The sequence below is a fragment of the Natrononativus amylolyticus genome (assembly GCF_024362525.1).
In the GTDB taxonomy this organism is placed as follows: Archaea; Halobacteriota; Halobacteria; order Halobacteriales; family Natrialbaceae; genus Natrononativus; species Natrononativus amylolyticus.
This window is the reverse complement of sequence record NZ_CP101459.1, coordinates 99,811-115,062: the sequence shown is the minus strand read 5'-3', so window position 1 is coordinate 115,062 and position 15,252 is coordinate 99,811. Positions and strand designations below refer to the sequence as shown.

The 15,252-nt window shown below is 61.8% G+C and carries 15 protein-coding genes and 1 pseudogene; 6 read left to right on the top strand and 10 right to left on the bottom strand.

Annotated features, from left to right (window positions below; genetic code table 11):
• Positions 1-3: 3 nt before the first annotated feature.
• The gene (locus NMQ11_RS15985) at positions 4-1,134 is read right to left on the bottom strand and encodes a DNA polymerase V family protein (protein ID WP_255171350.1); all 1,131 of its coding nucleotides are present in this window, start codon (positions 1,132-1,134) and stop codon (positions 4-6) included.
• A gap of 267 nt (positions 1,135-1,401) precedes the next feature.
• On the opposite strand from NMQ11_RS15985, the gene NMQ11_RS15980 reads away from it, so the two are divergent.
• Positions 1,402-2,388 (top strand): ROK family protein, encoded by a 987-nt coding sequence (locus tag NMQ11_RS15980; RefSeq protein ID WP_255171349.1) that lies wholly within the window; start codon positions 1,402-1,404, stop codon positions 2,386-2,388.
• 242 nt (positions 2,389-2,630) lie between these two features.
• Here NMQ11_RS15980 and NMQ11_RS15970 read toward each other — a convergent pair whose 3' ends face one another.
• A complete protein-coding gene (locus NMQ11_RS15970) occupies positions 2,631-3,617 on the bottom strand; it encodes an SDR family oxidoreductase (protein ID WP_255171348.1) in 987 nt (328 codons plus the stop codon).
• Positions 3,618-4,085: 468 nt separating this feature from the next.
• Here NMQ11_RS15970 and NMQ11_RS15965 point away from each other — a divergent pair, with 468 nt between their 5' ends.
• Positions 4,086-4,847 carry a LamB/YcsF family protein gene (locus NMQ11_RS15965; RefSeq protein WP_255171347.1) on the top strand — a complete coding sequence of 254 codons (762 nt, stop codon included), beginning with the start codon at positions 4,086-4,088 and terminating at the stop codon, positions 4,845-4,847.
• Positions 4,848-4,863: 16 nt separating this feature from the next.
• Here NMQ11_RS15965 and NMQ11_RS15960 read toward each other — a convergent pair whose 3' ends face one another.
• From NMQ11_RS15960 to NMQ11_RS15950, 3 genes are read right to left on the bottom strand one after another with little or no spacing between them, the layout of a single operon-like run.
• Positions 4,864-6,222: an acetyl-CoA carboxylase biotin carboxylase subunit gene (locus tag NMQ11_RS15960; protein WP_255171346.1), complete on the bottom strand. Its 1,359-nt coding sequence runs from the start codon at positions 6,220-6,222 to the stop codon at positions 4,864-4,866.
• Entirely contained in the window at positions 6,219-7,199 is a 981-nt protein-coding gene (locus NMQ11_RS15955) for a 5-oxoprolinase subunit C family protein (RefSeq protein WP_255171345.1), read from the bottom strand. Before NMQ11_RS15955 ends, NMQ11_RS15960 begins: the two co-directional genes overlap by 4 nt.
• Positions 7,199-8,101, bottom strand: coding sequence for a 5-oxoprolinase subunit B family protein (locus NMQ11_RS15950; protein WP_255171344.1), 903 nt, complete (start codon positions 8,099-8,101; stop codon positions 7,199-7,201). Before NMQ11_RS15950 ends, NMQ11_RS15955 begins: the two co-directional genes overlap by 1 nt.
• Positions 8,102-8,303: 202 nt before the next feature.
• Between NMQ11_RS15950 and NMQ11_RS15945 the strand changes: the two genes are divergently transcribed.
• On the top strand, positions 8,304-8,960 hold the full coding sequence (locus NMQ11_RS15945; RefSeq protein ID WP_255171343.1) for a helix-turn-helix domain-containing protein: 657 nt from the start codon (positions 8,304-8,306) through the stop codon (positions 8,958-8,960).
• Between the two features lie 1,260 nt (positions 8,961-10,220).
• On the opposite strand, the pseudogene NMQ11_RS15940 reads toward NMQ11_RS15945, so the two are convergent.
• Positions 10,221-11,467, bottom strand: a pseudogene (locus tag NMQ11_RS15940) (RNA-guided endonuclease TnpB family protein).
• A gap of 9 nt (positions 11,468-11,476) precedes the next feature.
• A complete protein-coding gene (locus NMQ11_RS15935; RefSeq protein WP_255171342.1) occupies positions 11,477-11,617 on the bottom strand; it encodes a hypothetical protein in 141 nt (46 codons plus the stop codon).
• A 62-nt stretch (positions 11,618-11,679) separates the two neighbouring features.
• Here NMQ11_RS15935 and tnpA point away from each other — a divergent pair, with 62 nt between their 5' ends.
• On the top strand, positions 11,680-12,078 hold the full coding sequence (tnpA, locus tag NMQ11_RS15930) for an IS200/IS605 family transposase (protein WP_255171341.1): 399 nt from the start codon (positions 11,680-11,682) through the stop codon (positions 12,076-12,078).
• 145 nt (positions 12,079-12,223) lie between these two features.
• Here tnpA and NMQ11_RS15925 read toward each other — a convergent pair whose 3' ends face one another.
• Positions 12,224-12,652 carry a winged helix-turn-helix domain-containing protein gene (locus NMQ11_RS15925; RefSeq protein WP_255171340.1) on the bottom strand — a complete coding sequence of 143 codons (429 nt, stop codon included), beginning with the start codon at positions 12,650-12,652 and terminating at the stop codon, positions 12,224-12,226.
• Positions 12,653-12,750: 98 nt separating this feature from the next.
• Between NMQ11_RS15925 and NMQ11_RS15920 the strand changes: the two genes are divergently transcribed.
• On the top strand, positions 12,751-13,371 hold the full coding sequence (locus tag NMQ11_RS15920; protein ID WP_255171339.1) for a DUF7509 family protein: 621 nt from the start codon (positions 12,751-12,753) through the stop codon (positions 13,369-13,371).
• A 141-nt stretch (positions 13,372-13,512) separates the two neighbouring features.
• Here the strand turns inward: NMQ11_RS15920 and NMQ11_RS15915 are convergent, their stop codons facing one another.
• Positions 13,513-13,722 carry a hypothetical protein gene (locus NMQ11_RS15915; RefSeq protein WP_255171338.1) on the bottom strand — a complete coding sequence of 70 codons (210 nt, stop codon included), beginning with the start codon at positions 13,720-13,722 and terminating at the stop codon, positions 13,513-13,515.
• 3 nt (positions 13,723-13,725) lie between these two features.
• Positions 13,726-14,100 (bottom strand): nitrilase-related carbon-nitrogen hydrolase, encoded by a 375-nt coding sequence (locus NMQ11_RS15910; RefSeq protein ID WP_255171337.1) that lies wholly within the window; start codon positions 14,098-14,100, stop codon positions 13,726-13,728.
• A gap of 560 nt (positions 14,101-14,660) precedes the next feature.
• On the opposite strand from NMQ11_RS15910, the gene NMQ11_RS20230 reads away from it, so the two are divergent.
• Positions 14,661-15,215, top strand: a complete 555-nt coding sequence (locus tag NMQ11_RS20230; protein WP_425607719.1) for an alpha/beta fold hydrolase — start codon at positions 14,661-14,663, stop codon at positions 15,213-15,215.
• The last annotated feature ends 37 nt before the right edge of the window (positions 15,216-15,252 follow it).

The following is a 15,252-nucleotide window of genomic DNA, read 5'->3' as shown; positions in this document are numbered from 1 at the left end:
ACCTCACGGGAGGAGACCGAGGCGGGCGTTTTCACTGCCACCTTCGTCGCTCGTCGGCTCGAGCTCCGCCGTCACCTCGCGTTCGCCGTCGTGGGTGTGCTCGAGCGTCTTCGTCTCGTACTCCTCGTGATAGAGGTCGATCACGTACTCGTTCTCGTAGATGACGTCGGTGTAGAGGCCGTCTTCGTCCGTCTCACCGCTGAACTCGAGGGGAATGTCCGCCTCGTGTTCGTCGCCCTGCCCGAAGACCTCGACGCCTTCGACCGACTCACCCGCCGAGTCGACGACCTCCAGCGTGAGCAGGGACTGCTCCGGCTCCGAGGGCTCGAGCGTGACGGTGATTTCGTACTCGCCGTCGTGGACGTGCTCGACGCTCATCCCCTCGTACTCGTCGTGATCGAGGTCGATCACGTACTCGTTCTCGTAGATGACGTCGGTGTACTGCCCGTCCGCGTCGGTTTCGCCGCTGAACTCGAGGGGAATGTCCGCCTCGTGTTCGTCGCCCTGCCCGAAGATCTCGACGCCTTCGACCGGCTCACCCGCCGAGTCGACGACCGTAATCGTTAATAGCGATTGCCCGGGCTCTCGTGGTTCGTCCTCATCGGCAGCGTCGTCGGTACTGTCGTCCGCTTCTCCGTCGTCGGCATCCGTTCCGTCGTCACCGGCCCCATCGTCAGTCGTACCGTCCTCGTCGTCAGCATCGGTTGCACCGTCCCCGTCATCGGTGGCAGCTCCGTCGTCAGTGCCGTCAGCATCGGCGCCGTCGTCCGTATCGCCGGCATCGTCATCGCTCGTGTCGTCGCCCTCCGTCGTCGCCGAGTCGTCGGTTCCGCTGTCCGTCTCGTCTGAGTCCGCGTCGTCGGCGTCCGACTCGTCGGATTCGTCGTCGCTCTCTTCGACCGGTATGATCTCTACGGAGTCGTCGCTCTCGGCCGTCTCGTCGTCTGCGTCGCCGTCCTCGTCGGTCCCGTCTGCGGTGTCGTCCACCTCACTATCGTCCGCCGTTTCCTCGAAATCGGCCGTGTCGTCGGCGTCGCTGCCCGGACCGCCGTCGAGGCTTCCACAGCCGGCCAGAAGCACGCAGAGAACGACGACCAGAATCAGCGCTCGCTGCCAGTTAGTCCCCCCTCCCATAGTACGACGCCACGTACACCGCTGCCCGTGTTAGCAATTTATCTTTAATTCTACACAGTTGTCCGCACAACCGTCTGAGCTACCGCCGGCGATACGCGGGCAGGCGGAAATCGGTACCAAACGACCCCTACGAGACTCGAGAAACCGATTGCGTCCCGTGAAAAATTCGAGCCTGGAAACCCGATATGGGCCACAGATAGACTATAGGAACACGATAAATGTCAAAACGGACGAAATTACTATATGTGCAATTCCGTTCTCTCAGGTATGGATCTCGTCGCGCTCTTCGGTATCGGGAGCACTAACTTTCACTATACTATCGGCACGCCCGCAGGAGATTTCGTGACCGCCGTTTCGACCGAACCCACACAACCACACCGTCTCGAGGACCAGTTGCTGGAGACGGTCGCGGAGTTGCAGACGACCGAATCGCTCGATGCGGTCGCGATTTCGGCACCTGGACTGGTCGATCCCGAGGCGGGCTGTATCCGGAAGTTCGACACCGCCGACGGCGCGTTTATCGACCGGATCGACCTCCGCGAACCGATCGAGCGAACGTTCGATCTGCCGGTGTACCTGGAAAACGACTGTTCGGCGTCCGCCCTCGGCGAGTGGTACTTCGGTCGGCGCGGCGAGTATGACTGCGTCCTTCACCTCACCTTCGGGACGGGTATCGGCGGCGGCGTCGTCGAACACGGGACGCTGTTGCGCGGGGACTCCGGCCAGGCCGGCGAGTTCGGCCTCGTCTCTGTCGACCCCGGCAGCGACCTCGAGAGCGACGGCGTGCCTGGAGCGTGGGAGGCGTTCTGCTCCGGTCGCGGGATTCCGGAGTACGTCGCCCACCGTCTCGAGGGCGAAGACTGGGCGGCGACCGACAGCGAACTCGTTCACACGGCGGTCACCACCGACGAGCGTCTTTCCGCGCCGGACGTCTTCGCCGCGGCAGCGGCGGGCGACGAGTTCGCCCGCTCGTGTCTCGAGCGACTCGGCCGGTACAACGCCGTCGGCGTCGGCGCACTCTGTAACGCGTACAATCCGGGGCTCGTCACCGTGGGCGGCGGCGTGGCGCTCAACAACCCGGACTGGCTCCTCGAGGGGCTGGAGGCCCACCTCGACCGATTCTGTTTCGTCGACCGACCGTCGATCGAGATTACGCCCCTCGGCGAGGAGATCGGGTTGTACGGCGCGCTGGGGACGTTCATGGATCGAGAACCCGGCGTCGTACACCGGCCGGTCTCGAAGACCTCCGACTGAGGTCCACCGGGCCCGGCTCACCGACCGTCGGACGCGGACGATTCGTCGGACGCGTGGAGCAACAGGCCGACGGACAGCCCGAGAACTACCGAAGAGACGCTGAGGCCGCCGAGAAAGAGGGGTTCGAACGCCATGTACAGGAAGATCCCGGCGGTCAGCACGACCGCGTAGGCGCTCCAGAGCGTCCACCGAAGCCGGACGCCCCGCCCCAGTGTGTACGCGAGCGCGCCAAGGTAGAGGCGTCAGGAGTTCAACACGAGCGGTTCGTACCAGTCGCGGTTCGCCCGGTACCAGTCGATGAACTCGTCGACGCCCTCGCGGATGTCTCGCGTGGGCTCGTAGTCGATCAGGTCGTTCGCCTTCGAGATGTCGGCGTGGGTGTGTTCGGCGTCGCTGTCGTGGCGGTCGGCGAACTCGATCTCGAGGTCGGAGTCGATCGCGTCACGCACGGTTTCGGCGAGCGTGAGGATGTCGATGTTGTCGGTTGAACCGACGTTCATCACCTCGCCGTCGGCGCTGCCGTCGGTCAGCAGCGTCTCGTTCGCGCTGAGGACGTCGTCGATGTATGTGAAATCACGGGTCTGGGCGCCGTCGCCGTACACCACCGGCGGTTCGCCGCGCAGACACCGGGAAACGAAATTCGAGATGGCCATGTTCGGCCGCATTCGCGGCCCGTAGACGGTGAAATAGCGCAGCGACACCGTCGGGAGGCCGTAGATTTCGTTGTAGACGCGGACGTAGTGTTCGCCGGCGAGTTTCGAGACGCCGTACGGCGAGACCGGCTCGTTCGGGTGGTCCTCGTCGTAGGGGAGGTACTCGGGTTTGCCGTACACCGACGAGGAGGAGGCGTTGACGACGCGGTCGACGTCGGCGTCGCGGGCGGCCTCGAGGACGTTGAGCGTGCCGTCGACGTTGTACCGGTTGACCTTGAGCGGCTCCTCGACGCTCGTTCGGACGCCGGCCTGGGCCGCCTGGTGGTAGACGACGTCAGTACCGGCGACGAGGTCGTCAACGAGGGTCGCGTCCGTCGCGCTGCCCTCGACGAACTCGTAGCTGCCGTCGCCCTCCGCGGCGGCGTCGCGGGCCGCCTGCACGTTGTGCTTTTTGATTCCGAGATCGTAGAACGGCTCGAGGTTGTCGAGGACGGTGACGTCGTGTCCCGCACGCGTGAACGACTCGGCGAGGTGGCCGCCGATAAACCCCGCACCACCGGTTACGAGAATGTTCATGTGGAAAACATCTGGAGGCGACCTCAAACCAGTTGTGCTTCGCCGCTCGGGGCGGCTGGGCACCGATTCGTACCGCGTTCGTACTACTATCACACGCCCTGAACGTAAATGTAGTAAATATAACCTGAACTAGTAAAAGATAATTAATACGAGTAGCGTCCAGTGGTCGTCATTGGCTATCGACCCAACAACTGTACGGCACGCACGCGGCGCTGACGACGGCCGACGGCGACTCCGACGGCGTCCTCGAATCACTCGCAGCGGCGCTGTGGGGTGAACGGGGCGCTCTGAGCGACTCGAGCGCCCGGTGGTCGATTCTTTCGCGGCCTCGAGGCCGCGGGTCGATTTCGCAGATTCGAGACTCTTCCTTCGGCGACCATCTCGAGGACGACAGTGGCGCGAACGGGTGGTCGACGATACGGACACGACCCTCAAATACGCGGGCGGCGAACTGGACAGGGAGTACCGATGACCGCGATCGACATCAACTGCGACATGGGCGAGAGCTTCGGCAACTGGACGATGGGGCGCGACGCCGAGGTGATGCCGTACATCACCTCCGCGAACATCGCCGGTGGCTACCACGCGGGAGACCCCCACGTCCTCCGGGAGACGGTCGATCTCGCCGCCGAACACGACGTCGGCATCGGCGTCCACCCGGGGTTGCCGGACAGAATGGGGTTCGGTCGGCGAACGATGGACGCCACGCCGGCGGAGATCCGCGACTACGTCGTCTACCAGCTGGGGGCGGTGATGGCGTTCGCGAAGCGCCACGACCTGTCGGTCCAGCACGTCAAACCCCACGGGGCGATGTACTCGATGCTCTCGGAGAGCGAGGAGATCTGCCGGACGGTTCTCGAGGGCGTCCTCGAGGTCGATCCGAGCCTCGTCTACCTGGCGACGGATACGAACATCTACGACGTCGCCCGGGAGTACGACGACCTCGACGTCGTCTTCGAGGGGTACGTCGACCTCGAGTACAACCCCGATCGGACGCTCATCGTCGAGAAGGAGATCGAGCCGAAAGACCCCGAACTGGTCGCAGACCGCGCCGTCTCGATCGCCACCCGCGGGGAGGTCGAGGCCGCCGACGGGACGACGATCGAGGTTCCCGCGTCGTCGATCTGCATCCACGGCGACGGCCCGAACGCCGTCGAGTTACTCGAGACGATCCACGCGCGCCTCGACAGCGAGGGAATCGAACTGGCGCGTCTCGACGAACCCGTCTGAGGCGCCTGACAGCAGTTCAGTCGTCGGGGTCGTCCAGCCCGTCGAACTGCCGGTCGAGGTACTTCGTCGTGTGCTCGCTCTCGACGAAGACCTCGTCCTCGATGACCGCGAGGTGGAACGGAATCGTCGTCGCGATCCCGTCGATCTCCGCCTCCTCGAGGACGCGCTTGCTGCGAGCGAGTAGCTCCGTCCGGTCCCGTGCAGTTACGACGAACTTGCCGACGAGCGAGTCGTAGAACGGACTGATCCTGTCGCCCTCGTCGACCCCGTCGTCGACGCGAACGCCCATCCCCGTCGGTGGCCGGTAGGTCTCGAGCGTGCCTGGGGTCGGTGCGAACTCCTCCGTGGGATCTTCGGCGTTGATCCGGAACTCCATCGCGGCGCCGCGGGGCTCGACCTCGGACTGTTCGAACGACAGCGGTTCGCCCGCGGCGATCCGGAACTGTTCTTTCACGATGTCGATGCCGGTCACGGCCTCGGTGATCGTGTGTTCGACCTGGATCCGGGCGTTCACCTCGAGGAAGTAGAACTCGCCGTCCTCGTAGAGGAACTCGACCGTGCCGGCGCTGGTGTACCCGGCCTCGGCGACCCCGGCGCGAGCGGCCTCACATAGCTCCGCTCGCGTTTCCGCATCGAGCGCCGGCGACGGCGTCTCCTCTATGAGCTTCTGCTGGCGCCGCTGAACCGAGCAGTCCCGCTCGTAGAGGTGCCGGACGTTCCCGTGAGCGTCGCCGAGAACCTGGACCTCGACGTGTCGCGGATTCTCGAGGAACCGCTCGACGTACACCGCGTCGTTGTCGAAGTAGGCCTCCCCCTCGCGCTTTGCGTTGCGAAACTGCTCGTCGATTTCCTCGGGATCGGAGACGACCCGTAGCCCGCGCCCGCCGCCGCCGCCGTCGGCCTTGATCGCGACCGGGTAGCCGTGCTCGTCGGCGAACGCGGCTACCTCGTCGGGATCGTCTATCGGCTCGTCGGTTCCCGGGACAACGGGGACCCCCGACCGGTCCATGATCGCGCGCGCCCTGGTCTTCTCGCCGAAGTCGGCCATCACGTCCGCCGGCGGGCCGACCCAGACGAACTCCGAGTCCTCGACCCGGCGAGCGAACGCCTCGCTCTCGGCGAGAAAGCCGTACCCCGGGTGGATCGCGTCGACGTCGGCCGCAGCCGCTGCCTCGAGCAGCGCGTCCTGGTCGAGGTAGCTCTTGGCGGCGACGGACGGCCCGACGTGGGAGGCCTCGTCCGCCCGGCGGACGTGTTTCGCCGTCTCGTCGGCGTCGCTGTAGACGGCGACGGTTTCGATCCCGAGTTCGGCCGCCGCCTGGAGGATTCGAACCGCGATTTCGCCGCGGTTCGCGACGAGTACGCTCGAGATCATGCGTGACGCTCCGCCAGGGCGTCTCGAATCCGCTCGAGGGTTGCGTCTCGCTCGTGTCGGCTGTCGAGTGCGTCCTCGACGGGGACGGCGTTGAAGGTGACGGTGCTGTGGGTTCGACACTGCGACAGCGCGCCCCGGTCGGGGCTGACGACGGTGCCGACGGTGGTGTAACCGCCGCCGGTGACGGCGTCTCGCATCAACACGATCGGCTGGCCGGCCATCTGAATGGAGCCCACGGGGTAGCCGAGGTCGACGACGTTCGTGACGTCCGACCCCGCGCCGAAGGGTTGCTCGCGGGCTTCGAACATGTCGGTGATGTCGGGGCCCTCGAACCGGTAGCCGACGCGGTCCGCCTCGTCGGAGACCTTCCAGTCGGCGTCGAGGAATCGCTCGCGGCCGTCGTCGGTGAGCCGGTAGTCACAGAGGCCCATCACGACGTCGATCTCGGCTCTCGCGTAGTCGGGGCGGTCCGCCTCCTCGATAGTTGCACCGACCATCGCCTCTGCGTGGGTCGACGGCTCTCCGATCGGCAGCTCGTCGCCCGCCTCGAGGGAGCGCCCCTCGTGGCCGCCGATCCCGATCAGGGTGTACGTCGACCGGCTCCCCATCACCGGTTCGATGTCGATCCCGCCGCCGACGGCGAGGTAGGTGCGCGCGCCCTCGGTGGCGAACTCGAAGCTGAGGGTGTCCCCCGCCTCCGCCCGAACGGCGGTCCACGTCGGCACGGGCTCGTCCTCGAGCGCCGGCTGCATATCCGCGCCGGTGACGGCGAAGACGGCGTCCGCCTGGAACTCGATGTCGGCGCCCATGTAGGTCATCTCGAGGGTCGCGTCGGTTTCGTCGTTGCCGACGAGCCAGTTCGCCACCCGGTGTGCGAACTGATCCATCGCGCCCGAGGGCGGCATCCCGATGTGGTAGTGGCCGTGGCGTCCGGTGTCCTGGACGGTCGTGACGAGACCGCCGTCGAGAACGCGCATCAGTACAACACCTCCATGAGCCGCTCGTTGTAGCCGCGCGGGTCCTCGAAGAACTGCTGTGGCTCGAAGTCGACCCGCTCGAGGGTGTACTGGTAGGTGCCGGCCTCGACCTCCTCGCGGATCGCGTCGTACTCCTCGCGGTCGATCCGCCTGAAGTTGAGGATGTCGCCCGGGTTCGGGAGCACCATCGACTCCTCGAACGCCGACAGCTCCTGGTCGACGTCGAGGACTTCGACCGGCGTCCGTCCGTACAGCTGGTAGCCCCCGGCGCCGGGAACCGGGTAGATCGCCGTGAACGCCCCGCCGAATCCGATCGCCCGGCTCGGCGTCGCCGTTCGCGGCTGTTCGTACTTCGGGACCTCGATCTGTTCCTCGCGGGGCACCATCTGGAAGCAAAACGGCAACCCCGGAACGAACCCGATCATCGTCACCAGGTGTGGCGCGCCGGCGTGGTGGTCGATGAACGCCTCGACGGAGTCGAAGCCGTTGATCCGGGCGGAGTACTCGAGGTCCGTCGACTCCGGGTCCTGGTGGCGCTCGCGGAACTCCATCAGCGTCTCGCGGGTCCACGGGTCGTCGTAGAGCACCGGGATATCGAACACCCGCGCCTCCCACTGATACTCCGAGACGTCGATCTCGTCCTCGAGCGACCGCAGCTCCTCGATCAGTTCGTCTGGGTGGAGCACGCCGGGATCGAACTGGATCAGGTAGGAGGCGTTCGACGGGGCGACCTCGACCAGTCCCTCGAGGTCCGTACGCCGGATCTGCTGGGTTATCGCCTGGGCCTTGAAGTTCGCATCGAAGCTCATCGCCTCGGCGAGTTCGACGAACACCCAGTCGTCACCTCCGTACTCGTACCGCGGGTCGGGCAACTCCTGTCTCGCGATCGTGCCATCGGTCATCCTACCGAGTGAGAGCACGGTTACTACCGTATAGGTACCGCATCGCATACGATTTCGAACACGTGAGCGCTGTTGAAACAAGTGGGAACTGACAGAAGAGGCCTGTTGAATGCAGCACGGCAACTCGCTTTATTTCACGCTGCTATATCTGAACTACCAGGAGTGATAACGCTGATACTGGTAGGGTTCAACGGTTCGCACAATGGCTACTGAAGCGACATTTACGGTTCCCGCAGATGAGTTCCCCCTGGGAACTGTGTTTGAGCAGTTGCCCGATGTAACGGTCACACTGGAGCGAATTATCCCCGCTCAGGACGTGATCGTCCCATATTTCTGGGTGCGGGGGACTGTCGTTGATGATATTGAGGAGGCGTTTACCGACCATCCCGGCGTCGAAGCCATTCGCCTTGTTGACTCCGTTGAGGACGAGTATCTGTTGCGCGTCGAGTGGACGCTGGAGTATTCCGGCATTCTCAGCACACTGGCGAAGACGGAGATTCCCCTCATCAAAGCCGTTGGTACGACCCAGCAATGGACGTTCGATGTACGTGGCGACGATCGAAACGACATCGCGGCCTTCCAGCAACGCTGTCGAGAGCTAGAGATCCCGGTCACGCTGACGAAACTGCACGCGCTCACGCCGGTCGAGACGGGAACCGAGACAGCCCTTACTAACCCGCAGCAAGAGGCACTGGTGCTCGCCTACGATTGCGGCTACTTTGAGTCTCCACGCGAGGTGACGATGGAAGAGCTCGGCACCGAACTCGGAATTTCCCAGCAAGCCGTCGCGTCCCGACTTCGGCGCGGAACCAAGCAGATTCTTGGGAGTACGCTTTCCGAAACAGAACGGCCAAACTGATCGTTACCTTAAAAAGAGGTTGTATACTACTAATCAAGTCTGATGGTACTTGCCCTCCGCAATGGGCATACGGTGCTCAGTAGTGAAAATGGATGAATACTCGCCATATCTCTCGCTACTTAGTAAACCTCTATTTCACCCCAGAGTGATCACACTATGACAATCAAAAATCCCGAAGACGACACACTCCTAATTAACCGGCAGAGAGCAGTCGAAGTACTCACCGAGGCACTGGAGGCCGAAGAGTTGGACGAAAAAAACTACCAGATCCGGGAAGCGCTCCATTTACTCACTATGAAAGACGATAGGGAGCATTCGCGTTAGACAGAGGTTCTATACCGGGTCATTCAGAGTCACCACGCAAATTACTGGAGATCGGCGTGATGGATACCTCCTCTATATTCCACCCGCTATTTTTGACAGCTATCAGGGAACCGACCGCCGTCCCGCAATCTGATTGATATGTACTGACTGTTCACCACCCTTCGGAGATTGACCTTCGTCTCGTGCCACATTCGCGCTTTGTATACAGCAGAGACGGAACGTTCTACCCGAATTCTGTCAGAATATGCCTGCTGAATATAGAGGATGGATGCAGCACGACAACCCGCTTTATTTCACGCGGTTTGACCTGAACTACCCGGTATAGAACCTGCGAACCTAACACGGTCACGGTCATCATTCATCATTCATTTTGGTGGAGTCGTGCTGACTCGATGGCAATTCTGCTATCCTATGAGAAGTAGAACTAGTTTGTCGACCAGTACAACCAGAGGGAATCGACGTGAACGCTTACGTATGAGCGCGAGCGAGAGGGGCTGACGAAGGGAGTACGGCGATGTCGAAAAAGAGCTTCGCGAAGCGATCCGGAAAGCGATCCGCTACGAGCTACTTTCTGTGTTGTCGATCGGCGGCGGAACGGTGCGACTCGAGCGCGATGTCTGGTCCGTCGACGAACGGCGATCGGGACGACAGCGCTTCACAGGTGTTCGGTCATGAACTGGATTCTCGTGAATCCGGTCTTGGTTGGTGGGGGATTGCCTCTTCAACTCCACAGGGATTCAGCTGAAACCGTCCATCACGGCGATGCTCTGCTGCATATTCTGGTCGCCTTAACCTCACGAGGGTTCGTCTGAAACTGTTTTTAGATTGGGTGAACAACCCCGACCACAAGGGTCGGGGCTTCTTCGTGGTTCCCTCAGATTAACTGCTAACACTCCCTGCAACCTTGACGCCTACCCGTTCCAGAGCAAGGCCGTCTCAAACGGTTACGAGGGATGAGGTCGGGCGGTTCACGCGCCCCGATGCCCACCGTCGCACCTTCCGAACTTGAGGGAGGCTCTTGAGAGCAGGCACATCTAACAAACATTCGCCAATCCACGCTTCGCAACGTTCACCGAGGCATTCCTATCCGCATGGTCTTGATGGCCACACGACTTGCATTTGAATCGCTTCCGCCGTCGATTCGCTCGCTCGGCATGTTCACACGCAGTCAACGCACAGCCCTGACTCGTGTACTCCGCGTCAACCGAAGCAATCGGAATGCCTTCAAACGCTGCTTTGTACGCGATGAACACTTGTGTTGCGCGGAACGGCATCGCGTGGAGCCGACGATTCATCCGAGTACCGTAGTCGATTGACTCGCGCATATCCTTGAGGTCTTCAAGAGCAATGCACGGGTCAGGAAACCGCTTTGCAAACTCGACTACGGCCCGGGACAGTTTGTGGAGCCTGTCGTGGACGAACCGATACTCTCGGTCACGAACCACGTTCTTGTACGACGGCTTTCCCGCGTTCTGCATCCGCTTTTTCATCGTGAAATAGCGGTGGCGCTCAGACTTAATTTCGGGGAAGTCGATGACGAGTGTGTCGAGAACTCCCGTTTCGTCCATCGCGGTCAACGCGATGTTGTCCTCGTTCACGTCCACGCCAATCACCGTCTTCGAGTCGGTTTTGTCTCGAACGGTCTGCATCTGGTGGGTGACGTTGACGTGGAGTTCAGCACGGTCATCCGTGAACAGGGCTTCAGCCGTCCCTATCTTCCACTCGTCACTCGACAGTGCGGTTTTCAGCACGTCGAGATGCATCGGGTCGCCAACGACCGTCCCCCGAACAGGATGATATGGTTTCGGAGAGATACGGAACGCAACGTCACCGTCATCGGTGAGTGAGAGCGTGTATCCCTCTTTGTGGTTCATCCGCAAGGGGTATGGCCCAGTTTTGGTGTGACTGGGCATGTTGTAGTCGTCGTATTCGTAGTAGTTCCCCATCGCTTCGAGGGCTTTCTTGACGACCAATTGCGTGTTGTTTTTCACGAGGTTGGCGTCTTGCTCCATCTGGCGACGGATGTCATCCCAGTCTTCACCCTGTTTGGCGAGGCGGATGGTGTCGTTGTACACTGAGCGTGATTCTTGTGTGGACTCAAAGACTTTCGCCTCATCGCCCTCCTCGTAAAACTGGAGTTGGAGTGGAAGGGTCTTTGTGAGGTTTTGGTCTTCGATGTCCATACGTGGCACTCACTCGGCGTCTTCGTCGTACGTCCACTCGCGGAGGAGTTCGCGTACGACATCGGCTTTCGTTCGGTCCTCGTCGATGCATTTCTTCGAGAAGTCTTTGTAGAAGTCCTCCTCGAAATCGACTGTGAATCGTCGTGCCATCTTGTTTGCAGTAGATGATTAGTAACACATTGACTTAAATGTTGTCACGTCGTGCAGTGTGTATGGAGGCGACTCGCTCAAACCACACAGTGTACAATATCAAATATCATTTCGTGTGGTGCCCTCGGTATCGGCACTCGTTTCTCGACCACGTTGCAGAGATATTGGAATCTGAGTTCCATGCAATTATCGAGCGGAACGACTACGAGTTGCGGTCGTTGCATATCTCACCTGACCACGTTCATGTGTTCCTGGGAGCGCATCCGAAACACTCACCGAGCGAAATCGTGTCGAGATTGAAGAGCGTGACGGCACGGAGATTGTGGTCAGAATACCCCGAGGTGATGCGGTCGTTGTACTGGGGTGGTGGGTGTTGGGAACGGTCGTTCTACGTGGGGACGGCAGGTGAGGTAAGTCGAGAGACGATTGAACAGTACATTAACCGCAGTGAGCATGTGTAGTCCTCTGACGGGCTTCACCCCCGACCTCAAGGGTCGGGGTTCTCGCCCTGCACCGCCTATAGATCTCCCGGATCCTCGGTCACCATGCAAATCGGTATTATTGCGAGCAACCTGCTCGAGCGATAGCTCTTAACCGGTTCCTCGGTCAATCCCGCGCTGACTTATCCGTCGTCCGGTCGCTATCGTAGGCCTCTTCGAACGCCCACTCCCGGCGCAGGAGCTCCTCGAGGCCGTGTTCGAGGATGACGTCGCCGAGGACGGTCGCCCGGTAGTAGGTGTAGAGGCCGTCGCTGTCCCGTTCCGTGCGGGCGCGTTTCTCGATGAGGCCGACGTCACGCAGTTTGTTGAGGTGGTAGTGGAGGGTGCTGTCATCCACCTCCATCGCCGCCTCGAGTTCGGTCGGCGTCAACTCCGCGGCGTGTGACAGTCGGTAGACGATCTCGAAGCGGGTCCGGTTGCCGATCGCCGCCTGCATCTCGAGGTACTCCTCGAGCGAGAGCACGCTCGAGTCGGGGAGGAGGTCCGCTGGATCCTCCGGCGCATCGGCGTCGATTCGCGTGTGTTTCGTCCCCATCCTGGTTGAGGATAGGCGGTTGTCGCCCTTAGTCGTTGTCAAGCCAGGATTCTCTGAAAACACCGTCTTTTATATATTCGCGGCGAGTCTGCCCGCTCATGTCCGGGGCGATCGCACGCGATCTCATCGCGGGGCAGCTCGGTGACGTCCAGTACGACCGGTTTCTCCTCTACCTGATGGGGCCGTACAAGTCGTTCAACCTCAACTATGTGTTGACTGAGGAGGAACGCCGGGGGATCGACGTCGACGAACTCCCGGGCCCGCTCCGGGCACTTTTCCAGCATCGAGACGAGATCGACGAGGCGAAGGCGATGCTTCGGCGTGTGCAGGGAGCGCTCCGAACCGACCCCGGCGTGAACGCGTTCCTGGCGGTCGACGTCAACCTCGATACTGACGAGGTGGACGCAGTCACCCAAAGCATCGAGTACGCCCGCCGAGCGAACGCGACGGTGTTTGTCGTTCCGTTTCTCGGTCACAACTTCGGCGTTGGTGAGGAGGCTGGGAGCGTCCTCGAGACGATCGCCGACACCCACGGCGAGCGAATCGTCTTCGTCCACGAGGCCGCGGTCACCAGCGAGATGATCCGGTCGGCGCGCACCCGCTGGGATCTCCGTATCGAAACCTACGAAACGGAAGCCGAGCTGGTCGACACGGTGCGACGGTTCGTCGTGACGACGATGAACCGCGAACAGTTCGGCGACTTGGAACGCCTCGAGTAGGCAAAGTGCTGTGTTGCTCCCGAACGGACGAGACCGCCTCGAGGGCGCTCCTCGTGAAACCGCGGCTATCAAATCGCCGCAGTCCCGCTTTCGTCGCAGTGAAAACATCAGGTTCTATGACTGCACTGTCAGTCTGACGGCTTACTCGAGGCCGGAAGTGAGGAGAACCACCGCCAGCGGACCGAGCCAGAACATGCCATAAATAGCGAACGGGCTGTCGGTGGTCCCACCGAGTTCGACACCCACGGCGTAGCCGGCGACGCCGAGAAACGCGACGACCGGCGCGACGTAGCCGTACTTGACGAAGAGATAGGACCAGTTGTGTCGTCTGTCTCGGGTTGTAGGTGTCACCTCTCACATTCGATTGCCGTCGTGTGAATCGTGCTCGCTCTGCGCCCCCTCGTCTCGTCGCCAGTCGCCACGGGAGAGACGCGTCTGGCGAACCGGATTTCGCTCGCACTCGAGGTCGTCCACAGCGACGCAGGCGCTTGCGGCTGCCGCCGACCACTCCGTCTCCGCACGAATCTGCCCATCGGGTCCGGCGACGAGGCTGTGGTTGGCGTGGTGACGGCCGGGTTGGTCGCCGGCGTGATTCGCGGCCACGACGTAATAGCGTCCGGCGTGGGCACGCGCTCGCCCCAGGAGCCGCCAGTCGAAAAACGCCGTGCGCCAGGCGGCAGTCACCGCGAGGACGGCACACTCGCGACGAAGCGATGAGGTGCGCGTCAACCGCGTGGGGACGGCTTCGGCTGGTTCGAGTAGTTCGAGTGGAGAGGTGGCTTCCACTGGAGAATCCGGTTCCACTGGAGATTCGTTTCGGGTGGAGTCCTGTCTCGGATGCACGCTGAACCAACACGGACTGACTGTATGGAAGCGACGGCGACACTAGCACACGCCGTGTCACAGTGCGATGGCCGCTGTGGTGGGTTCCGTGCACGCTCATACCTGGGTAGGGACCACTCTCGAGCCGCAGCTCTGGACTCGGAAGCCAATCGGGGAAAGGGGCAGTCCCCGACCAGTGCATGCGACCTCGGGGGCGGCGCAGAGAACGCACCGTGAGTGGAGGTCCCCCGTACGCGATGTGTCTCTCTGTCGTTGGTATGAGCTTTGTGGTTGGTTGACACGACGGCGGTGGCGAAAAGAGTGTCTGACACTGCCAACCCTATCCGAAACTCCCATGATAAGAGTTGCCATGGGTCACGGTGTACCAGTTGTGAGTGTCCCTCGGTGCCGGGAGAGAGACAAATGCCCCCTGTAGCAATGGACGCTCGACAAAGAGGCGACCAGTCATGGGGGAAACAACTCCACCAGATACGACCGAGGAGTTAGAACTTCACCGAGCTGTATCGGATGACGGTACCCAGATAGTCGGTCACGTATATGGGCACGGCCCACCGCTCGTGCTCGTCCACGCCGGTCTCGGCGACGGCGTCCTCGACTGGGACGCTGCGATGCCGTTCCTCAGCGACCGATTCGCCTGCTATCTGATGAGCACGCGCGGACGGGGATCGAGTGGTAACCACCCTAACCAGTCACCTGAGCAGTACGTAGAGGATGTAGTAGCGTTCGTAGAGAGTCTCGGCGAACCGGTGGGTCTGGCAGGAGCTTCAGGGGGAACCATGTTCGCACTTGGCGCTGCTGCCCAAAGCAAGGCGGTCGCCGCTGTGGCAGCCTGCGATCCGCTCGCGTTCGAGTTGCTTACCGAGGAGGACGAGGCGCGCCTTCACGATCGAACCCACGCGATTCGAAACGATGACGACACCGACATTGCTGTTGTCCGGGAGCGAAAGTCCCCAGATGTATCGCGATGCCGTAACAGCGGTCCATGCAGCACTCCCAGATAGCCGAACCGTGACGTTTGAGGGGCACGGGCATGTTGCG